The organism is Rhodococcus aetherivorans (assembly GCF_011058165.1).
Classification (GTDB): domain Bacteria; phylum Actinomycetota; class Actinomycetes; order Mycobacteriales; family Mycobacteriaceae; genus Rhodococcus; species Rhodococcus aetherivorans.
Map to the genome: position 1 here is coordinate 35,547 of NZ_JAALEG010000024.1, position 17,747 is coordinate 53,293.

The 17,747-nt window shown below is 72.5% G+C and carries 13 protein-coding genes and 1 pseudogene; 9 read left to right on the forward strand and 5 right to left on the reverse strand.

Annotated features, from left to right (window positions below):
* The first annotated feature begins 26 nt into the window (after positions 1-26).
* Together G6039_RS12275 and G6039_RS12280 are read left to right on the forward strand one after the other, a co-directional pair.
* Positions 27-1,481, forward strand: a complete 1,455-nt coding sequence (locus G6039_RS12275) for an ABC transporter permease (RefSeq protein WP_170914114.1) — start codon at positions 27-29, stop codon at positions 1,479-1,481.
* Positions 1,478-2,524, forward strand: a complete 1,047-nt coding sequence (locus G6039_RS12280) for an ABC transporter ATP-binding protein (RefSeq protein WP_043801417.1) — start codon at positions 1,478-1,480, stop codon at positions 2,522-2,524. Before G6039_RS12275 ends, G6039_RS12280 begins: the two co-directional genes overlap by 4 nt.
* Here G6039_RS12280 and G6039_RS12285 read toward each other — a convergent pair.
* Positions 2,521-2,991: a gamma-glutamylcyclotransferase family protein gene (locus G6039_RS12285; RefSeq protein WP_006939627.1), complete on the reverse strand. Its 471-nt coding sequence runs from the start codon at positions 2,989-2,991 to the stop codon at positions 2,521-2,523. The two genes, G6039_RS12280 and G6039_RS12285, sit on opposite strands and share 4 nt — an antisense overlap.
* Before the next feature lie 177 nt (positions 2,992-3,168).
* On the opposite strand from G6039_RS12285, the gene G6039_RS12290 reads away from it, so the two are divergent.
* The 4 genes from G6039_RS12290 (at position 3,169) to G6039_RS12305 (ending at position 7,275) form a co-directional block, all read left to right on the forward strand.
* Positions 3,169-4,569 carry an NAD(P)H-quinone dehydrogenase gene (locus tag G6039_RS12290; protein ID WP_043801419.1) on the forward strand — a complete coding sequence of 467 codons (1,401 nt, stop codon included), beginning with the start codon at positions 3,169-3,171 and terminating at the stop codon, positions 4,567-4,569.
* 61 nt (positions 4,570-4,630) lie between these two features.
* Entirely contained in the window at positions 4,631-5,050 is a 420-nt protein-coding gene (locus G6039_RS12295; RefSeq protein ID WP_029544686.1) for a VOC family protein, read from the forward strand.
* A complete protein-coding gene (locus G6039_RS12300) occupies positions 5,047-5,862 on the forward strand; it encodes a MerR family transcriptional regulator (RefSeq protein WP_043801421.1) in 816 nt (271 codons plus the stop codon). The genes G6039_RS12295 and G6039_RS12300 overlap by 4 nt, the downstream gene beginning before the upstream one ends.
* Positions 5,863-6,069: 207 nt before the next feature.
* Positions 6,070-7,275 carry an aminotransferase-like domain-containing protein gene (locus tag G6039_RS12305; RefSeq protein ID WP_043801422.1) on the forward strand — a complete coding sequence of 402 codons (1,206 nt, stop codon included), beginning with the start codon at positions 6,070-6,072 and terminating at the stop codon, positions 7,273-7,275.
* A gap of 6 nt (positions 7,276-7,281) precedes the next feature.
* On the opposite strand, the gene glpK is transcribed toward G6039_RS12305, so the two are convergent.
* On the reverse strand, positions 7,282-8,796 hold the full coding sequence (gene glpK / locus G6039_RS12310; RefSeq protein ID WP_006939621.1) for a glycerol kinase GlpK: 1,515 nt from the start codon (positions 8,794-8,796) through the stop codon (positions 7,282-7,284).
* A 95-nt stretch (positions 8,797-8,891) separates the two neighbouring features.
* Here glpK and glpD point away from each other — a divergent pair, with 95 nt between their 5' ends.
* On the forward strand, positions 8,892-10,625 hold the full coding sequence (gene glpD, locus G6039_RS12315) for a glycerol-3-phosphate dehydrogenase (RefSeq protein ID WP_006939620.1): 1,734 nt from the start codon (positions 8,892-8,894) through the stop codon (positions 10,623-10,625).
* A gap of 76 nt (positions 10,626-10,701) precedes the next feature.
* On the opposite strand, the gene G6039_RS12320 is transcribed toward glpD, so the two are convergent.
* Positions 10,702-11,238, reverse strand: a complete 537-nt coding sequence (locus G6039_RS12320) for a hypothetical protein (RefSeq protein ID WP_006939619.1) — start codon at positions 11,236-11,238, stop codon at positions 10,702-10,704.
* A gap of 151 nt (positions 11,239-11,389) precedes the next feature.
* Between G6039_RS12320 and G6039_RS12325 the strand changes: the two are divergent.
* Together G6039_RS12325 and G6039_RS12330 are read left to right on the forward strand one after the other, a co-directional pair.
* A pseudogene (locus tag G6039_RS12325) lies at positions 11,390-11,941 on the forward strand (TetR/AcrR family transcriptional regulator); the annotation flags it as partial.
* Positions 11,942-12,010: 69 nt separating this feature from the next.
* The gene (locus G6039_RS12330; protein WP_029544682.1) at positions 12,011-12,268 is read left to right on the forward strand and encodes a DUF7218 family protein; all 258 of its coding nucleotides are present in this window, start codon (positions 12,011-12,013) and stop codon (positions 12,266-12,268) included.
* 83 nt (positions 12,269-12,351) lie between these two features.
* Here G6039_RS12330 and G6039_RS12335 read toward each other — a convergent pair whose 3' ends face one another.
* Positions 12,352-13,146, reverse strand: a complete 795-nt coding sequence (locus G6039_RS12335; protein WP_029544680.1) for a DNA-formamidopyrimidine glycosylase family protein — start codon at positions 13,144-13,146, stop codon at positions 12,352-12,354.
* On the reverse strand, positions 13,146-17,663 hold the full coding sequence (locus tag G6039_RS12340) for an ATP-dependent helicase (RefSeq protein WP_029544678.1): 4,518 nt from the start codon (positions 17,661-17,663) through the stop codon (positions 13,146-13,148). The genes G6039_RS12335 and G6039_RS12340 overlap by 1 nt, the downstream gene beginning before the upstream one ends.
* Positions 17,664-17,747 lie beyond the last annotated feature (84 nt).

Below are 17,747 nucleotides of genomic sequence, written 5' to 3' on the forward strand. Positions count from 1 at the left end.
CGCTCGCCCCGGTGGCACACCTGGTCATGCGTGCGTTCGCAGACGGCCCCGACCGCGTGTGGTCGCTGGTGTTCCGGCAGCGCACCCTCGATCTGGTGTGGCGCAGCGGCATTCTCGCGCTCACCGTCACCGTCGCCTGCCTCGTGATCGGCGTCACCGCCGCGTGGCTCACGGCACGCACCGACCTGCCCGGCCGGCGGTGGTTCGCCCTGGCGCTGAGTGTTCCGCTCGCCATCCCGTCGTACGTGTCCGGCTTCGTCTACATCGCCCAGTTCCCCGGCCTCGCGGGTTTCGCGGGGGCCGCGCTGGTCCTCACCGCGGCGAGCTTCCCGTACGTGTACCTGCCGGTGTCCGCCGCGCTGGCCTCGGTCGATCCGGGACTCGAGGAGGTGGCCCGCACCCTCGGCCGGTCCCGGCTGCGCACCACGCTCACCGTGACCCTGCGTCAGGTGTGGCCGACCGCGGCGGCCGGCGGCCTGCTGGTGGCGCTGTACACCCTCAGCGACTTCGGCGCCGTCGCGCTGATGCGGTACGAGGCCTTCACCCTCGCCATCTACGGCAGCTACCGGGGGCTGCTCGACCGCACCCCGGCCGCGGTGTTCGGCTTGGTGCTCGTCGTTCTCGCCGTCGCGCTGACGGTCTCCGAGCGCCGGGTGCGCCGCGGGGCCACCGCGCGCGTCGGTTCCGGCGCCCCACGAGCCGCCGCGGCCGTGCCGCTGGGCGGGCAGCGGTGGACAGCCCTGGCGTTCCTCGCCGTCGTGCTGGTGGTGAGCGTCGGCGTGCCGCTGGCCGGACTTGCGCGCTGGCTGTGGTTCTCGCAGCAGGCGGCGATCGACTGGGCGGGGATCTGGACGGCGACGACGTACACGCTGTGGGTGGCGGCCCTGGGGGCGTTGCTGACGACGGCGCTGGCCCTGCCGGTGGGCACCCTGGCGGCGCGTTCGACCTCGCCGGTGGCGCGGTTCACCGAGAGCGCCTCCTACGTCGGGTTCGCGCTGCCCGGCATCACCGTGGGTCTGGCTCTGGTCTTCTTCGGTATCCGGCTGCTGCCGCAGTGGTACCAGCACACCCCGATGCTCGTGATCGGCTACGCGGTGTTGTTCCTGCCGCTCGCCGTCGGGTCGATCCGCGCGGCCGTCGCCTCGATCCCACTCGGCCTCGAGGACGCGTCCGCGACCCTCGGCAGCGGACGGCTGCGGACCGGCGTCCGGGTGATGATCCCGCTGGCCGCGCCCGGTGTCGTGGCGGGCGCGGCGCTGGCGTTCCTCACCATCGCGAAGGAACTGCCCGCGACGTTGTTGCTCGTGCCGATCGGGGAGGACACCCTGGCGTCACGGATGTGGAAGTACACCGAGACCCTCGAATACGGTTCGGCGGCCCCGTACGCCGCGATCCTGGTGCTCATCGCCGCGCTGCCGTCGCTGGTGCTGGGCCGACTGTTGCGGGGCCGGGTCGATGCGGAAAGTGGCGGTGAGGAATGAGCGGGCTCTCCATCGAGGGCGTATGCGCCCGGTACGGGCGGACCGAGGTCGTCAGCGACGTCTCGCTGACGGTGGAGCGAGGCGCGTTGCTGGCCGTACTCGGGCCCTCGGGCGGGGGCAAGACCACGCTGCTGCGCGTCGTCGCGGGTCTGCACCCGGCGAGCGCGGGGCGCGTCGTCGCGGACGGACGCGACCTCACGGCTCTGCCGCCGGAGCGCCGGGGGGTGGGGCTGGTGCCGCAGGAGGGTGCGCTCTTCCCGCATCTGAGCGTGGCGCGCAACGTCGGCTACGGGCTGGTGCAGCCGACGTGGCGATCGATGGTGCGGCAGAAGTCCGTCCGGCACCGCCGCGTGGCGGAACTGCTCGACCTGGTCGGCCTGGCCGGCACCGGTCAGCGCAAGCCGTCGCAGCTGTCCGGCGGCCAGCAGCAGCGCATCGCGCTGGCGCGGGCGCTGGCCCCGAACCCGTCCGTCGTACTGCTCGACGAGCCGTTCAGCGCCCTCGACGCCGGGCTGAGGGCCAGTCTGCGCGCCGAGGTCCGCACCCTGCTGCGGGACCAGGAGGTCGCCTCCGTGCTGGTCACCCACGACCAGGCCGAGGCCCTGGCCATCGCGGACACGGTCGCGGTGATGCTCGGCGGGCGTGTCGCCCAGGTGGGCACCCCGGAGGAGGTCTATCGGTGGCCCGCGACGCTCGAGGTGGGCGCATTCGTGGGGGATTCGGTCGTGCTCGACGCCGATGCGGACGGCGACCGCGCGCACACGGTGATCGGTGCGGTCCCGCTCGCCGCCCCGGCCCACGGCAAGGGTCACGTGCTCGTGCGCCCGGAACAGGTGCAGGTCGCCGCGGCCGACGAGCCGTCGAAGTTCACCGTGCTCGACATCGCCTTCGGCGGGGCACTGACGGAGGTGCGGGTGACCGGCGCCGGGCAGACGATCCGGGCGCAGCGGGCCGCGTCGCACGACGTGCAGGCCGGGGATCCGGTGACGCTGCGGGTCGGCGTCCCCGTGCCGTTCTACCCGGACCGCCCGGCCGGGGACTAGAAGCTGTCGGGCCGGCCCGGCCCGACGTTGCGGCTGTTGCGGGTGCGCAGGTCGCGCACGTAGTCGGCGGGGGCTCCCGCGATCTCGGCGGCGTCGGCCATCACGCCCAGGTAGCGGGCCGACGGCAGGCCGCCCTCGTACGCGTCGAGGACGTACAGCCAGGCGAGCACGGGACCGTCGTCGGTGTCCACGCGCAGCCGGATCTTGCGGTGGATGCCGAGTTCGGAGCCCTCCCACCGGTCGAGGCTGCGTTCGTCCTCGTCGGGTACGTCGTACAGCACCACGAACACCTTCGAGTCGGGATCCTCGACGACGGTGGCGAGCGCACCCTCCCAGCCGATGTCGCCGCCGCTGAACGTCAGCCGCCAGCCGTGGAGCCAGCCGGTTCCGGCCATCGGCGAATGCGGGCAGCGCTGCAGCATCTGCTCGGGATGCATGTTGGAGCCGTAGGCGGCGTAGATCGGCACGGGGTACAGGCTAATGGCTGACCGTCCGGCGCAGGACACGGGGCGCTGGCCGCTGCGTGGCCGAGTCCGCGTGCGCAGGACGGGGCCGGTGGCATAGCGTGTCTGCGGACGTTCGGCAACCCCGGCGCCCGCACACCCGGACCGAGGACCATCTCGGAATCGATACAGAGGAGAACAATGACCCGGATCGTGATCATCGGCGGCGGCCCTGCGGGCTACGAGGCGGCGCTGGTGGCGGCTCAGTACGGCGCGACCGTGTCACTGATCGATTCGGACGGGGTCGGCGGTGCCTGCGTGCTCTTCGACTGCGTGCCGTCCAAGACGTTCATCGCGTCCACCGGCATCCGCACCGACATGCGCCGAGCCGCCGACCTCGGCGTCCAGCTCGAAAGCTCCGGGGTGGCGCTGCCCGAGGTCAACGCCCGGGTCAAGAGCCTCGCCCGCGCGCAGTCCGCGGACATCCGCACCAAGCTCGAGGCGGCCGGCGTGCAGTTGCTCAGCGGCCGCGGCGAGCTCATCGACAGCCAGGTCGGGATGGCGGCGCACCAGGTGCGCGCCAACCTCTTCACCGGCGAGGAGCGGATCCTCGACGCCGACGTCGTGCTCATCGCGACCGGCGCGAGCCCGCGGGTGCTGCCCGGCGCGGAGCCGGACGGCGACCGCATCCTCAACTGGCGTCAGCTCTACGACCTCGACGCGCTGCCCGAGCACCTCGTGGTCGTCGGTTCCGGTGTCACCGGCGCCGAGTTCGTCTCCGCCTACACGGAGGTCGGTGTTCAGGTGACGCTGGTCTCGAGCCGCGACCGGGTGCTGCCGCACGAGGACGAGGACGCCGCCCTCGTGCTCGAGGACGCCTTCGCCGAGCGGGGCGTGAACCTGGTCAAGCACGCCCGTGCCGACGCCGTCGAGCGCACCGCGAACGGGATCCGGGTCAAGCTGGCCGACGGGCGCATCGTCGAGGGCAGCCATGCCCTGATGACGGTCGGCTCGGTGCCGAACACCTCCGACCTCGGGCTCGAGAAGGTCGGCCTGCAACTCGACCGGGGCGGTTACCTCCAGGTCGACCGGGTCTCGCGCACGTCCGTCTCGGGTATCTACGCCGCCGGCGACTGCACCGGGCTGCTGCCGCTGGCGTCGGTGGCCGCGATGCAGGGCCGCATCGCGATGTACCACGCCCTCGGCGAGGGGGTGAGCCCGATCCGGCTCAAGACCGTCGCCTCGGCGGTGTTCACGCGGCCCGAGATCGCCACGGTCGGCGTCAGCCAGGCCGCGATCGACAACGGCGAGGTGCCGGCCCGCACCGTGATGCTGCCGCTGCACACCAATCCCCGTGCGAAGATGTCGGGGCTGCGCCGCGGCTTCGTGAAGATCTTCTGCCGTCCCGCCACCGGCGTCGTGATCGGTGGCGTGGTGGTCGCCCCCACCGCCTCGGAGCTGATCCTGCCCATCGCGATCGCGGTGCAGAACAATCTCAGCGTCGACGATCTCGCCCACACCTTCTCGGTGTACCCGTCGCTGACCGGGTCGATCACCGAGGCGGCGCGCCAGCTGATGCGGCACGACGACCACCTGGGCTGAGCGGGATGACCGGCGTCGACGTTCTTGACTCTCTCGCTGGGGGAGGGTCGACGGTGGACGCATGCGAACGAACAGCATCTTCCCCGTGGTCCCCGCTCACGACGTCGCCCGCAGCCGCGACTTCTATGCCGGGCTGCTCGGTCTGCGTGTGGTTTTCGACAGCGGCTGGTATGCGCAGCTGCAGGCGGCGACCGACGAGACCGTGCAGCTCGGTCTCGTGGCACGCGGCCACGAGACGATTCCCCGAGCCCACCTCTCCGCTCCCGCCGGCGTGCTGATCTCGGTGGAGGTCGACGACGTGGACGCCGTGTATGCGCGCGCCGGCGACCTCGCACTCCCGGTCGCGTTGGAACTGCGCGACGAGGACTTCGGGCAGCGGCACTTCATGACCGTCGATCCCGACGGCCTGCTCGTCGACGTCATCACGGTGATCCCGTACGCGCCGGAGGTTGCCGGAAGCGGGGCGGTGGTGACCGGGTGAGCCCGGCCGACGGATGGCTGAGCATCGGCGAGTTCGCGCGGATGTCCCGGCTGAGCGTCAGGACGCTGCGCCACTACGACCGCGAACGGCTGCTCGCTCCAGGCCGGGTCGATCCGCGTACCGGATACCGGTACTACTCGCGCGAGCAGCTCGCCTCGGCTCTGCGCATCGCGGTATTGCGCAGAGCCGAGGTATCCGTCCCCGCGATCCGTCTCCTCCTGCAGGACCCCGGACACACCGAGGTCGTCCTCGCCGCGGAGCGGGAACGGTTCGAGCGCGAGGCCGCCCGTAAGCACCGGGCGCTCGCCCTCGTCGCCTCCCTCGCCGAGGCCGAAGCCGGCGGCCTCGCCGTGCGCCGGCACTGGATCGAGGATCGAACGGTCTTGTGGCGCAATGGGGAATCGACCGCCGAATCTCTGGATTCGAATGTGACGAACCTCGTGACGGCGCTGCTGGCCGACGCGTCGAGCGCCGGGCTGCCCACCGACGCGCCGGTGGTGGGGCAGTACCCGGCCACCCTCGACGGCGTGGTGCAGTTCGGCGTCGGTCTCGAGTTGCGGTCCCCGCTCGGACGTGCGGAAACTGCCACGACGACGCTGCCGGGCGGGACTTTCGCGGGCGTGGACTTCGTCGGTCCGGTCGCGCTGCTGCCGGTCGCCTACCACGCACTGTTCGGGTGGCTCGACGAGCGCGGTCTCGCGGCCGAGGGGCCGTTCCGGGAGTACTACCTCACCGACCCGCGTGACGTCGCTGCCGATGCGATGCGTACGCGGGTGCTGCACCCCCTGCCGGGTGAGCACGTTCCGGGATGAGGGTTCCCCGAGGCCGGCGCGCCGCGGCTCCCGCGCCGGCTTCGCCCCACCGGATCAGTGTTCCATAGTGCGGGATCAGCATTCCACGCTATGGGCAGGTGGTGCTACGGTGGGGCGAGGACCGGATCCGGTCCGTCATCGACAGCCTCGCGCCGACCGCGGACCCGGGACGAAAGAGGTCTTCTCTCAACCCGTCCAGGAGTTCCCGTGTCCGTCGACGGCAGTATCCGCACCGCCCGCAGGTTGCGCGGCCTGCGCAGCTCCGCCATCCGTGACCTGCTCGCCCTGACCGCCCGACCGGACGTCCTCAGCCTCGCCGGCGGGCTCCCCGCGCCCGAGCTGCTGCCCACCGCGGAGATCGCCGACGCGGCCGCCACCGTGCTCCGTGACCCGGCTGCCGCCCAGTACGCCGCGACCTCCGGTCGCGGGGACCTGCGCGCCGTGCTCGCCGCGCGGGAGGGCGAGCGGCTCGGACGCGCCGTCCACCCGGACGAGGTCGTCGTCACCCACGGCTCCCAGCAGGCGCTGAGCCTGCTCGCTCAGGTGCTGCTCGACCCGGGTGACACGGTGATCGTCGAGGAGCCCGCGTACACCGGTGCGCTGCAGGTCTTCCACGCCGCCGAGGCCCGCGTGCTCCCGGTACCGCTCGACGACGACGGCATGGACACGGAGGCGCTCGAACGCCTCCTGGCGGCGGGGGAGCGGCCGGTGCTCGTGCACACCGTCGCCACGTTCCACAACCCGCGCGGGGTCGTGTTGTCCGCGGCTCGGCGCCGGCACCTCGCGGCCCTCGCCGACCGGTACGGATTCCGCGTCGTCGAGGACGATCCGTACGGCGAGCTGTGGTTCGGACAGGCACCTCCGGCGCCCGTCGCGTCCTGGTCGGACCGCGTCGTCCGGCTCTCGAGTGCCTCGAAGACCCTCGCCCCGGCATTACGGGTGGGCTGGCTGCACGGCGACCGGCGGCTGTGCGCGGCCGTGGAGCTGCTGAAACAGGGCGCCGATCTGTGCGGCTCGTCCCTGACCCAGGCGATCGCCGCCGCGCTCCTCGCCGACGGGCCCTGGTACGCCGGGCATCTCGACCGGCTCCGGGGCACCTACGGCGCCCGGGCCACGGCGCTGTCGACCGCCCTCGCCGCGGAGTTCGGCGACGCGGTCGTCTCCTCCGCCGTGCGCGGCGGCATGTTCACCTGGGTGCGGTTCGCCGGTGAGCTCGACACGGCCGAGTTGCTGCCCGTCGCGGCCGAGCACGGTGTCGCGTTCGTGCCGGGGACCGCCTTCGCGGTGTCCGGGGACCACGGTCGCACTGCACGGCTGTGCTTCGCCACCGCCGGGGAGGCCGACCTCGCCGAGGCGGCGCGCCGGCTCGGCCGCGCCGTGCGCGCCCTGCAGCACAGGACGGCCCGTGCGTAACGCGGCTCAGGCCCAGCCGTAGGTCCGCTCGACCGCCTTGTTCCACTCGGCGTAGAGCCGCTCCCGCTCGGCGGCGTCCATCTTCGGTTCCCAGGTGCGGCCGGCCGCCCAGTTGCGCCGGATGTCGTCCTCGCCGTCCCAGAAGCCGACCGCCAGGCCCGCCGCGTAGGCCGCGCCGAGCGCGGTGGTCTCGGCGACCACGGGCCGGACCACCGGGGCGCCGAGGATGTCCGATTGGAACTGCATCAGGGTTTCGTTGACGACCATCCCGCCGTCCACCTTCAGGGTGTGCAACTCGACGCCGGAGTCGGCGTGCATCGCCTCGATCACCTCGCGGGTCTGGTAGGCGGTCGCCTCGAGCGCGGCGCGCGCCAGGTGCCCCCGGTTGACGAAGCGGGTGAGCCCGGCGATCACGCCGCGCGCGTCGGGGCGCCACCGCGGCGCGAACAGGCCGGAGAACGCCGGCACGAAGTACGCGCCGCCGTTGTCGGGGACGGTCGCGGCGAGATCCTCGATCTCCGCTGCCGTGCGGATGAGCCCGAGATTGTCGCGCATCCACTGCACGAGCGACCCCGTGACCGCGATCGAACCCTCGAGGGCATACACCGCCGGGGCGTCGCCGACGCGGTAGCAGACGGTGGTCAGCAGCCCGTGCTCGCTCCGGACCGGCGTCGTCCCGGTGTTGAGGAGCAGGAAGTTCCCGGTCCCGTAGGTGTTCTTCGCCTCGCCCGGCGACAGGCACGCCTGGCCGAACGTCGCGGCCTGCTGGTCGCCGAGGATGCCCGCCACCGGGACGCCGGCGAGCGGCCCGCGTTCGCGGGCGTACCCGTAGATCTCCGACGAGCTGCGGATCTCCGGCAGCATCGACATCGGGATCCCGAAGTCCGCGCAGATGTCCGGATCCCATTGCAGCGTCTCGAGATTCATGAGCATCGTGCGAGAGGCGTTGGTGACGTCGGTGAGATGCACTCCCGGCTGCCGGTTGCCCGCGCCGGTGCCGCCGGTGAGGTTCCACAGGATCCAGCTGTCCACCGTCCCGAACGCGAGCTCGCCGGCCTCCGCCTTCTCCCGGGCGCCCTCGACGTTGTCGAGGATCCACCGCACCTTCGGGCCCGCGAAGTACGTCGACAGCGGCAGGCCCGTGGCCTTGCGATACCGGTCCACGCCCGCGTCGCCGGCGAGCTGCTCGACCAGGCGATCGGTGCGGGTGTCCTGCCACACGATCGCGTTGTGGACGGGCCGGCCGGTGGAGCGTTCCCACACGACCGTCGTCTCGCGCTGGTTGGTGATGCCGATCGCGGCGATGTCGGCGCGTGTCAGATCCGCCTTCGCCAGGGCCAGGGCGGCGACTTCGCGGGTGTTGAGCCACAGCGTTTCCGGATCGTGTTCCACCCAGCCGGCGCGGGGGAGGATCTGCTCGTGCTCGGTCTGGGCCCAGGCCACGATGCGGCCGTCGTGGTCGAAGATGATGCAGCGGCTCGACGTGGTCCCCTGATCGATCGCGGCGATGTATCGGGTCACGGCAACCTCTCCGGGCGTATGGTTCGGGACGGCAGTCTGCGGACGAACCTACTAGCCTGAGTGCGGAAACGTCGGCGACTCACGGGAGCGATGCGGTGACCAACCAACCAGGCGTCCAGATTCTCGGGCCGCAGCAGCGCCGTGACGCGTGGCGACGGCTCGGTTCGGAGCAGTTCGACGTGGTGGTCATCGGCGGCGGCGTCGTCGGCGCCGGTGCCGCCCTGGACGCCGCCACCCGCGGGTTGAAGGTCGCCCTCGTGGAGGCACGGGACTTCGCCTCCGGCACGTCGAGCCGCTCGTCGAAGATGTTCCACGGTGGGCTGCGGTATCTCGAGCAGCTCGAGTTCGGGCTCGTCCGCGAGGCGCTGCGGGAACGCGAGCTGTCGCTCTCGACGCTGGCGCCGCATCTGGTCAAGCCGTTGAAGTTCCTCTTCCCCCTCACCCACCGGGTGTGGGAGCGCCCGTACATTGCCGCGGGCATCTTCCTGTACGACCGGATGGGCGGCGCCAAGTCCGTGCCCGCGCAGAAACACCTGACCCGCTCCGCGGCGTTGCGCATGGCGCCCGGGCTCAAGCGCGACTCGCTCGTGGGCGGGATCCGGTACTACGACACCGTCGTCGACGACGCCCGTCACACCATGACCGTGGCCCGCACGGCCGCGCACTACGGCGCCGTGGTGCGGACCTCGACCCAGGTGGTCGGGTTCCTGCGCGAGGCCGACCGCGTCTCCGGCGTGCGGGTGCGCGACTCGGAGGACGGGTCGGTCACCGAGGTGAAGGGGCACGTGGTGATCAACGCCACGGGGGTGTGGACCGACGAGATCCAGGCCCTGTCCCGGCAGCGCGGCCGGTTCCGGGTGCGCGCCTCGAAAGGCGTGCACATCGTGGTGCCGCGCGACCGGATCGTCAGCGACTCGGCGATCATCCTGCGCACCGAGAAGTCGGTGCTGTTCGTGATCCCGTGGGGCAGCCATTGGATCATCGGCACCACCGACACCGATTGGAACCTCGACCTCGCCCACCCGGCCGCGACGAAGGCCGACATCGACTACATCCTCGACCACGTGAACCGGGTCCTGGTCGTCCCGCTGACCGACGACGACATCGACGGCGTGTACGCGGGCCTGCGGCCGCTGCTGGCCGGGGAGAGCGACGAGACGTCGAAGCTGTCGCGCGAGCACGCCGTCGCCCGGGTCGCACCCGGCCTCGTGGCGATCGCCGGCGGCAAGTACACCACCTACCGCGTGATGGCCGAGGACGCCGTCGACCTGGCGGCCGAGGATATCCCCGCGCGGATCGCCCCGTCCATCACCGAGCGGGTGCCGCTGGTGGGTGCCGACGGCTATTTCGCGCTCGTGAACCAGACGATGCAGCTCGCCGAGCGGTACGGCCTGCACCCGTACCGGGTCAAGCATCTGCTCGACCGGTACGGGTCGCTGATCGACGAGATGCTGGAACTGGCGGCCGACCGTCCCGAGCTGCTCGAGCCGCTCACGGATGCGCCGCAGTACCTGCAGGTGGAGGTCGTGTACGCGGCGGCCGCGGAGGGAGCGCTGCATCTCGAGGACATCCTCGCCCGCCGCACCCGCATCTCCATCGAGTACCCGCACCGCGGCGTGCACTGCGCCGAGCAGACGGCCCGCCTGGTCGCCCCCGTCCTCGGCTGGGATGCCGCGACGGTGGAGCAGGAGATCGCGACCTACCGGGCCCGGGTCGAAGCGGAGATCCGCTCGCAGAGCCGGCCCGACGACGAGTCCGCCGATGCGCTGCGGGCCGCCGCCCCGGAGGCCCGCGCGGAGATCCTCGAGCCGGTCCCGACGGGCGTCTGAGGCGCCACCGGCGCGCGTCCCAGCCCTGTCGGTGGCCGGGAAGGTCGGTGGCCGGGAAGGTCAGTGGCCGGGAAGGTCAGTGGGTCAGGATGACCTTGACGAGCACCACGGTCGCGGCAACCGCGGTGAGTGCGACGGCACTCACCAGTGAGGTCCGCCCCGGCCGCTCCCCGTTGAGGCGGCCGATGACGAAGACGATGCCACCGATCCGCAGCAGCACGGCGACCTCGGCGAGCAGCTGGGCCGTGCGCGGCTCGAGCCAGCCCAGCCAGCCGAGTCCCAGGATCACGCACGGCAGGACCGCCGAACTCAGGATCGGCACCGAATTGCGCAGTTCGGCGATCTTCTCCGCCCGGGTCAGCGGGGTCCCCTGGCGCACGGTGTGCCCGACCGCCTCGGCGAATGCGTGGGCGACGAACGTCGACAGCGCCGTACCGAGCACGATCGCGATGCCGACGTACTTCGGGCCGGTGATGATCGGTACCAGCGCCGCGAGCACCAGGACGTTGCCGTAGATGTAGGCGCTGATACGGCTGGCGGCGTTGTCCCGGTCCAAAGGTGTGCGCCGGGAGAACAACGGACCGTGCAGGAGCGCGTGGGCATCGGAGTCCATGCCGACAAGGGTGACAGACGGCGGTCGCACGGAGCCTGCGACCGCACACATTCGCTGCGTCCGGGCCGCGGCGTAGGATCCGACGACGCAGGTGGTCGACGACGGGATCGCGGTGGTGGAGAGGGTGCGACGGCGCTGGGGCGGCACCGACATGGCGGAACGCCGGCGGGCACGCCGCGACGCGCTGCTCTCGGTGGGCATCGATCTGCTCGGCGCGCCCGAGGGGCCGGCGGTCAACGTGCGCGCCGTGTGCCGGGCGGCCGGACTGACGGAACGGTACTTCTACGAAAGCTTCGACGACCGGGACGCGTTCGTGCGCGCCGTGTATGCCGCCGTCGGCGAACGGGTGCGCACGGCGCTGGAGGCCGCGGTCGGTACGGCCCCGCGACCGGGGGATCTTCCCGAGGCGGCGGTCCGGGCCTTCGTCGAGCTGATCGTCGACCGCCCGGCCCTGGGCCGGGTGCTGCTGCTCGGCCCGCTGCGGGAGCCGTCGCTCGGTGGTCAGGGACTCGACCTCGCTCCCACGTTCGTGCTGCTCGTCCAGCAGCAGCTCACGGCGATCGCCGACCGCGAGGAGCGGCACATGGTGGCGGTCGGGCTCGTCGGGGCGCTGACGAGCCTGTTCATCGGCTATCTGGACGGCACCGTCGTGGTGTCGCCGGAGCGGTTGGTGCGGCACTGCGTGGGCCTGCTCGTCCAGGCCGGAAGTGTAGAGCCGCAGGCGGAGGGGTATTCGCGAGACGACGGCACGCTCGACGAAGGGAGGGGCATCATGCCCAGGTCGTCGATCAAGGACGAGAAGCTGTATCAGGAACTGCGCGACGACGGCGCCTCCAAGGAGAAGGCCGCCCGGATCTCGAACGCGGCGGCGAAGCGCGGCCGGTCCTCCGTCGGCCACAAGGGCGGTACGTCGGGGTCCTACGAGGACTGGACCGTCGACGAGTTGAAGAAGAGGGCCAAGGAGCTCGGGATCTCGGGCTACTCGTCCAAGCGCAAGGGCGAGCTCATCGACGCGCTGCGCAACCACTGAGCTGCGCAACCACTGAGCTGCGCAACCACTGAGCTGCGCAACCACCGAGCTGCGGGACGACCGAGCCGGCGGGACGCGCCGGCTCAGCCGCCCCCGTCGCGCGGCTGACAGTGCGGGCACCAGTCGATCTTGCGATCCGGGTCGCTCGCCGACCCCAGCATGCCGGTCCGGATCGTGGTTCCGCACCGGCGGCACGGCTTGCCCGCGCGTCCGTACACCCATGTGCCCCGGCCGGGCCGGCGGTCGCCGGTGGTGATCCGGCTGACGCGGTCCCGGTTGAACACCAGCAGGCGGTGCGCCAGATCGACCCAGGCGGCCGCATCTCCCGCGTCCGCGACCGGTGTCGACGGGTGCACGCCCCGCAGGAAGCACAGCTCGCACCGGTACACGTTGCCCACCCCGGCCATCACCCGTTGATCGAGCAGCGCCAGACCGACGGGTCGGCCCGGATCGCGCATCAGGTTCGCGGCGGCGGCTGCCGGGTCCCAGTCCGGGCCGAGCAGATCGGGTCCCAGGTGTCCCACGGCCTCCTCCTCGCGGTCGCGGTCCAGCACCTCGACGATCCCGAGGTCGAAGCCCACGGCCTCGGCGTCCGCGACCGCGAGCACGATCCTGGCGTGATATCCCTGACGGCGCCAGCGGGTCCCGGGCGCGTGGACGTCCCACACCCCCTCCATCTTCAGGTGGGTGTGGAGGGTGTGCGCACCGACGCGGACCAGAAGATGCTTGCCCCGGGCGAGCACCTCGTCGACCACGGTGCCGGTCAGATCGACCGTCGCGTACCGGGGCACGCGGATGTCGCAGCGCGTCAACGGCTTTCCCGCGAGGGCGCGGCGCAGCCGGGTGGCCGCCTGGAAGACGGTGTCGCCCTCGGGCATCAGGCCCTCAACCGGAAACCGCGGGGGGTGGCCGAGAAGCCGGCCTCGGCGAGGAATTCCGCGAACAGGTGACCGTGAATGGAACTGCCGTCGACCTTCTCGACGACGAGCGTGTCGAGGCCCCCGCCCTTGACCGACCCGGCCAGTGACGCGCACGCACCGCGGAGTATCCCCGGGTCCTCGGTGAACGTCAGTACCGTGCGGCCGCCGCGTTCGACGAACAGACCCAGCTCGCCGTCGACGAGCACCACCAGCCCCCCGGCCTTGCGGCCGGGGCGGTGCCGCGGCGAGTCCTCGGGCGCCGCCGACTTCGGCCAAGGCAGTGCCGCGCCGTACGGGTTCGCCGGGTCGCACGCGGCCAGCGTCACCGCGGGTGTGCCGGTGTGGCGGCCCTCGAGTGACTCGCCGTAGGACCGCAACCGGTCCACGACCTCCGGGGTGGAGAACTGCGCACCGCCGAGCGTGTCGACGAAGTAGCCGCGGCGGCACCGCCCCGTCTCCTCGAACCGGCTCAGCACCTTGTACATCAGAGCGAAGCCGCCCGGCACGCCCTCGGCGACGACCGCGCCGCGGGTGACCACACCGTAGCGCTCGAGCAGCAGGTCCGCGGCGGCGTGGGCGCGCACCGTCGGATCGGTTTCCCGGTCGGGCAGCAGCGACCACCGCCCACCGACCGTCGGTGGCCCGGTCCGGCTCGGCAGCGCCGGACGGCCGCGGTACATCCGGGCGCGCGGGGCGCGTCGGGGCGTGCGGTGCGCGGGGGTCGCGCGGGAGGTGTCGCCGACGAGGGCGCGCAGCGCGGCCGGTGTGTCCCCCGAGACGAGGCCGGCCCACACGAGATCCCACAGTGCCGAGGCGGTTTCCGTGTCGGTGGTGCCGAGGGCCTCGGTGAGCTGACGGAAGAAGAACGCCCCGCCGCCCGCGAGCGTGTCCAGGATGCCGCGGTGGACGTCGGTCTGTTCGATCTCGGCCGCCGGCGCGAGGGTCAGGGGGGCGGTGTCGGTCAGGTGCAGCGACACCCAGCCGTCCTTGCCGGAGATCTGCCCCGACCCCGCCCACAGCACCTCGCCCGTCGTGGTGAGTTCGTCGAGCATCGCGGGGGAGTAGTCCCGCACCCGCGGCGCGAGGATCAGCGGCTCGAGAGCGCTCGCCGGCACCGGCACCCCGGCCAGTTGCTCGACGACCGCGGCCACCCCGTCCACCCCGCGCAGGCCGCCGCCCACGTGCTGCCACGCCGGCAGGAACCGGCCGAGGGTGGCGGTGCCGACCGGCTCCACCTCGTGTCGTGCCGCCGCGAGCGACCGTCGCCGCAGCCGCCGCAGCACCTCGGTGTCGCACCACTCGGCGCCCGTCGTGCCGGGCCGGAACTCACCTGCGCTGACCCGCTTCTCGGCGGCCAGCCGGTGCAGCACGTCCTGCACCACCGCGGTGCCGAGCCCGAACCGGGCCGCCGCCTCCGCCGCGGTGAACGGGCCGTGGGTGCGGGCGTACCGGCCGATCAGGTCGCCCAGCGGATCGGGCACCGGCTCGACGAACGCCGTCGGCACGCCGATCGGCAACGGCACCCCGAGCGCGTCCCGGAGACGCGAGGCGTCCTCGATGGCCGACCACCGCTCGTGGCCGGCGAAGGACACCTTCAGCACCCGTCGCTGCGCATCCAGCTCGTCGAGCCATGCGGCGGGATCGGCCGTGGTGCGCTCGGCGATCTCGGTCTCGGTCAGCGGGCCGAGCAGCCGGAGCAGGTCCGCGACACCTTCGGCGTCGCGGGCCTTGCGGTCCGGGGCCAGGTGCTGCAGCTCCAGTTCGGCCCGGGCAACGACGTCGGCGTCGAGCAGTTCCCGCAGCTCCACACGCCCGAGCAGTTCGGCGAGCAGTGTCGAGTCCAGCGACAGGGCCGCGGCACGCCGTTCTGCCAGGGGGCTGTCGCCCTCGTACATGAACGCGCCGACGTAGTCGAACAGCAGTGAGGTCGCGAACGGTGACGCGGTGGCCGTCTCGACCTCCACGATGCGGACCTGCCGCCGGGCGACGCGGCCGAGCAGGTCCCGCAGGGCGGGCAGGTCGTAGACGTCCTGCAGGCATTCCCGCACCGTCTCGAGCAGGATCGGGAAGGTGGGGTAGCGACGGGCCACGTCGAGCAGCTGCGCCGAGCGCTGCCGCTGCTGCCACAGCGGCGCCCGCTTGCCGGGCGTGCGCCGCGGCAGCAGCAGTGCCCGCGCCGCGCACTCCCGGAAGCGGGAGGCGAACAGCGCCGAGCCGCCCACCTGCTCGGTGACCAGGTCCTCGATCTCGTCGGTGTCGAAGGCGAACACCTCCGCGCCGGGCGGGGCGTCCTCGGTGTCGGGGAGCCGGACGATGATGCCGTCGTCCGAGGCCGTGGGCGCGGCCTCGACGCCGTACCGGTCGAGCAGCCGTGCGCCCACGGCGAGCGCCCACGGCGCGTGCACGCGCATCCCGTACGGGGAGTGCAGCACGAGGCGCCAGTCGCCGAGTTCGTCGCGGAACCGCTCGACCACCAGGGTCCGGTCGGTGGGCAGGTGGCCGGTGGCGTTGCGCTGCTCCTCGAGCAGCCGTGTCAGGTTGGCGGTCGCGTTGTCGTCGAGGCCGCCGCGACGGCACCGGGCGGCGGCGTCCTCCGGATCGGCGTGCCCCAGTTCGCGCACGAACGCCCCCAGGGCGGCGCCGAGTTCGGCCGGGCGGCCGACTCCGTCACCGTGCCAGAACGGCAGCCTGCCGGGCTGCCCGTAGGCGGGGGAGACCAGCACCCGGTCGAAGGTGATCTCCTCGATGCGCCAGCTCGTCGCGCCGAGCGCGAACACGTCGCCCACCCGGGACTCGTACACCATCTCCTCGTCGAGTTCTCCGACCCGGGTGGCCTTCTCGCCGACCATGTACACGGTGAACAGGCCGCGGTCGGGGATCGTGCCGCCCGAGGTGACGGCCAGCCGCTGCGCGCCCGGCCGGCCGGTGAGGGTGCCGGCGGTGCGATCCCACACCACCCGGGGCCGCAGCTCGGCGAACTCGTCCGACGGGTACCGCCCGGCCAGCAGGTCCAGCGTCGACTCGTACGCCGAGCGGGGCAGCGTCGCGAAGGAGCCGCTGCGCCGCACCGTGTCGAACCACTCGTCCACGTCGAGCGGCTCGAGGGCGACCGCGGCGACGGTCTGCTGGGCGAGCACGTCCAGCGGGTTGGCCGGCACCTGCAGGGCCTCGATGTGCCCGCCCACCATCCGTTCGACCGTGACCGCGCAGTGCACCAGGTCGGTGCGGTGCTTGGGGAACAGCACCCCGCGGGAGACCTCGCCCACCTGGTGGCCCGCCCGCCCGACGCGCTGCAGTCCGCTCGCCACCGACGGTGGTGCCGACACCTGGATCACGAGGTCGACCGCACCCATGTCGATGCCGAGTTCGAGGCTCGAGGTGGCGACGACGCAGCGCAGCCGCCCGGACTTCAGGTCGTCCTCGATCAGCGCCCGCTGGTCCTTGCTCACCGAGCCGTGGTGCGCCCGCGCCAGCAGCGGCTGCGCGCCGAACGCGACCTCGGTGGGCGCCCCGATCTGCGCCGGGGGCGGGGGCCGGCGGTCCACCGCCTCCCCCTCGCGTTCGGCGTGGATCTCGTTGAGCCGGGCCGTCAACCGCTCGGCGAGGCGGCGGGAGTTGGCGAACACGATGGTGGAACGGTGCGCGACGATGAGGTCGACGATCTGCTCCTCGACGTGCGGCCAGATCGACCCGGCCTGCGGAACCCCCGGCATCCCGTCGTCCGAGGGTTCCGGCTGCACGCCCAGTTCGGTCATGTCCTCGACGGGCACCCGCACCGTGAGATCCCACGTCTTGGCGGACGGCGGGGCGACGATGCGGATCGGCGCGGTCCCGGCGAGGAACCGGCCCACCTCCTCGTGCGGGCGCACCGTCGCCGACAGGCCGATCCGCTGCGCCGGCCGCCCGAGCAGCAGATCGAGCCGTTCGAGAGAAAGAGCAAGGTGCGCACCGCGTTTCGTTCCGGCGACGGCGTGCACCTCGTCGACGATGACGGTCTCCACGCCGGCGAGCGTCTCGCGCGCTGCGGAGGTGAGCATGAGGAACAGCGACTCGGGGGTGGTGATGAGGATGTCCGGCGGGGTGCGGATCAGGGCGCGCCGGTCCGCCGCCGACGTGTCGCCCGAGCGTACGCCGACGGTGATCTCCGGCGGCTCGAGGCCGAGCCGCCGCGCGGTCTGGGTAATGCCGACCAGCGGCGAGCGCAGGTTCCGTTCCACGTCCACCGCGAGGGCCTTGAGCGGGGAGACGTAGAGCACGCGGGTGCCGGAGTGCTCGGTCGGTGTGGCCGCGAGGCGGTCGAGCGACCACAGGAACGCCGAGAGTGTCTTACCCGACCCGGTGGGGGCCACCACCAGGGTGTGCGCGCCGGACGAGATCGACTCCCAGGCCCCGAGCTGCGCGGCGGTCGGGGCCTCGAACGCGCCCGCGAACCACTGCCGGGTGGGCTCGGAGAAACGGGTCAGGACGTCGGTCACCGTTCCATGGTGCACCGCCGGTACGACACGCCGGAGGTTTCCCGGACGCCGCGCTCGTGCCGGTGGCCCCCGGCCGGCGGGTCG

Excerpts from the sequence above, each read along its gene's own strand:
- G6039_RS12275 (WP_170914114.1), top strand. The coding sequence starts at position 27 with ATGCGTGCGTTCGCAGACGGCCCCGACCGCGTGTGGTCGCTGGTGTTC.
- G6039_RS12280 (WP_043801417.1), top strand. The coding sequence starts at position 1,478 with ATGAGCGGGCTCTCCATCGAGGGCGTATGCGCCCGGTACGGGCGGACC.
- G6039_RS12290 (WP_043801419.1), top strand. The coding sequence starts at position 3,169 with ATGACCCGGATCGTGATCATCGGCGGCGGCCCTGCGGGCTACGAGGCG.
- G6039_RS12295 (WP_029544686.1), top strand. The coding sequence starts at position 4,631 with ATGCGAACGAACAGCATCTTCCCCGTGGTCCCCGCTCACGACGTCGCC.
- G6039_RS12320 (WP_006939619.1), bottom strand. The coding sequence starts at position 11,238 with ATGGACTCCGATGCCCACGCGCTCCTGCACGGTCCGTTGTTCTCCCGG.
- G6039_RS12330 (WP_029544682.1), top strand. The coding sequence starts at position 12,011 with ATGCCCAGGTCGTCGATCAAGGACGAGAAGCTGTATCAGGAACTGCGC.
- G6039_RS12335 (WP_029544680.1), bottom strand. The coding sequence starts at position 13,146 with ATGCCCGAGGGCGACACCGTCTTCCAGGCGGCCACCCGGCTGCGCCGC.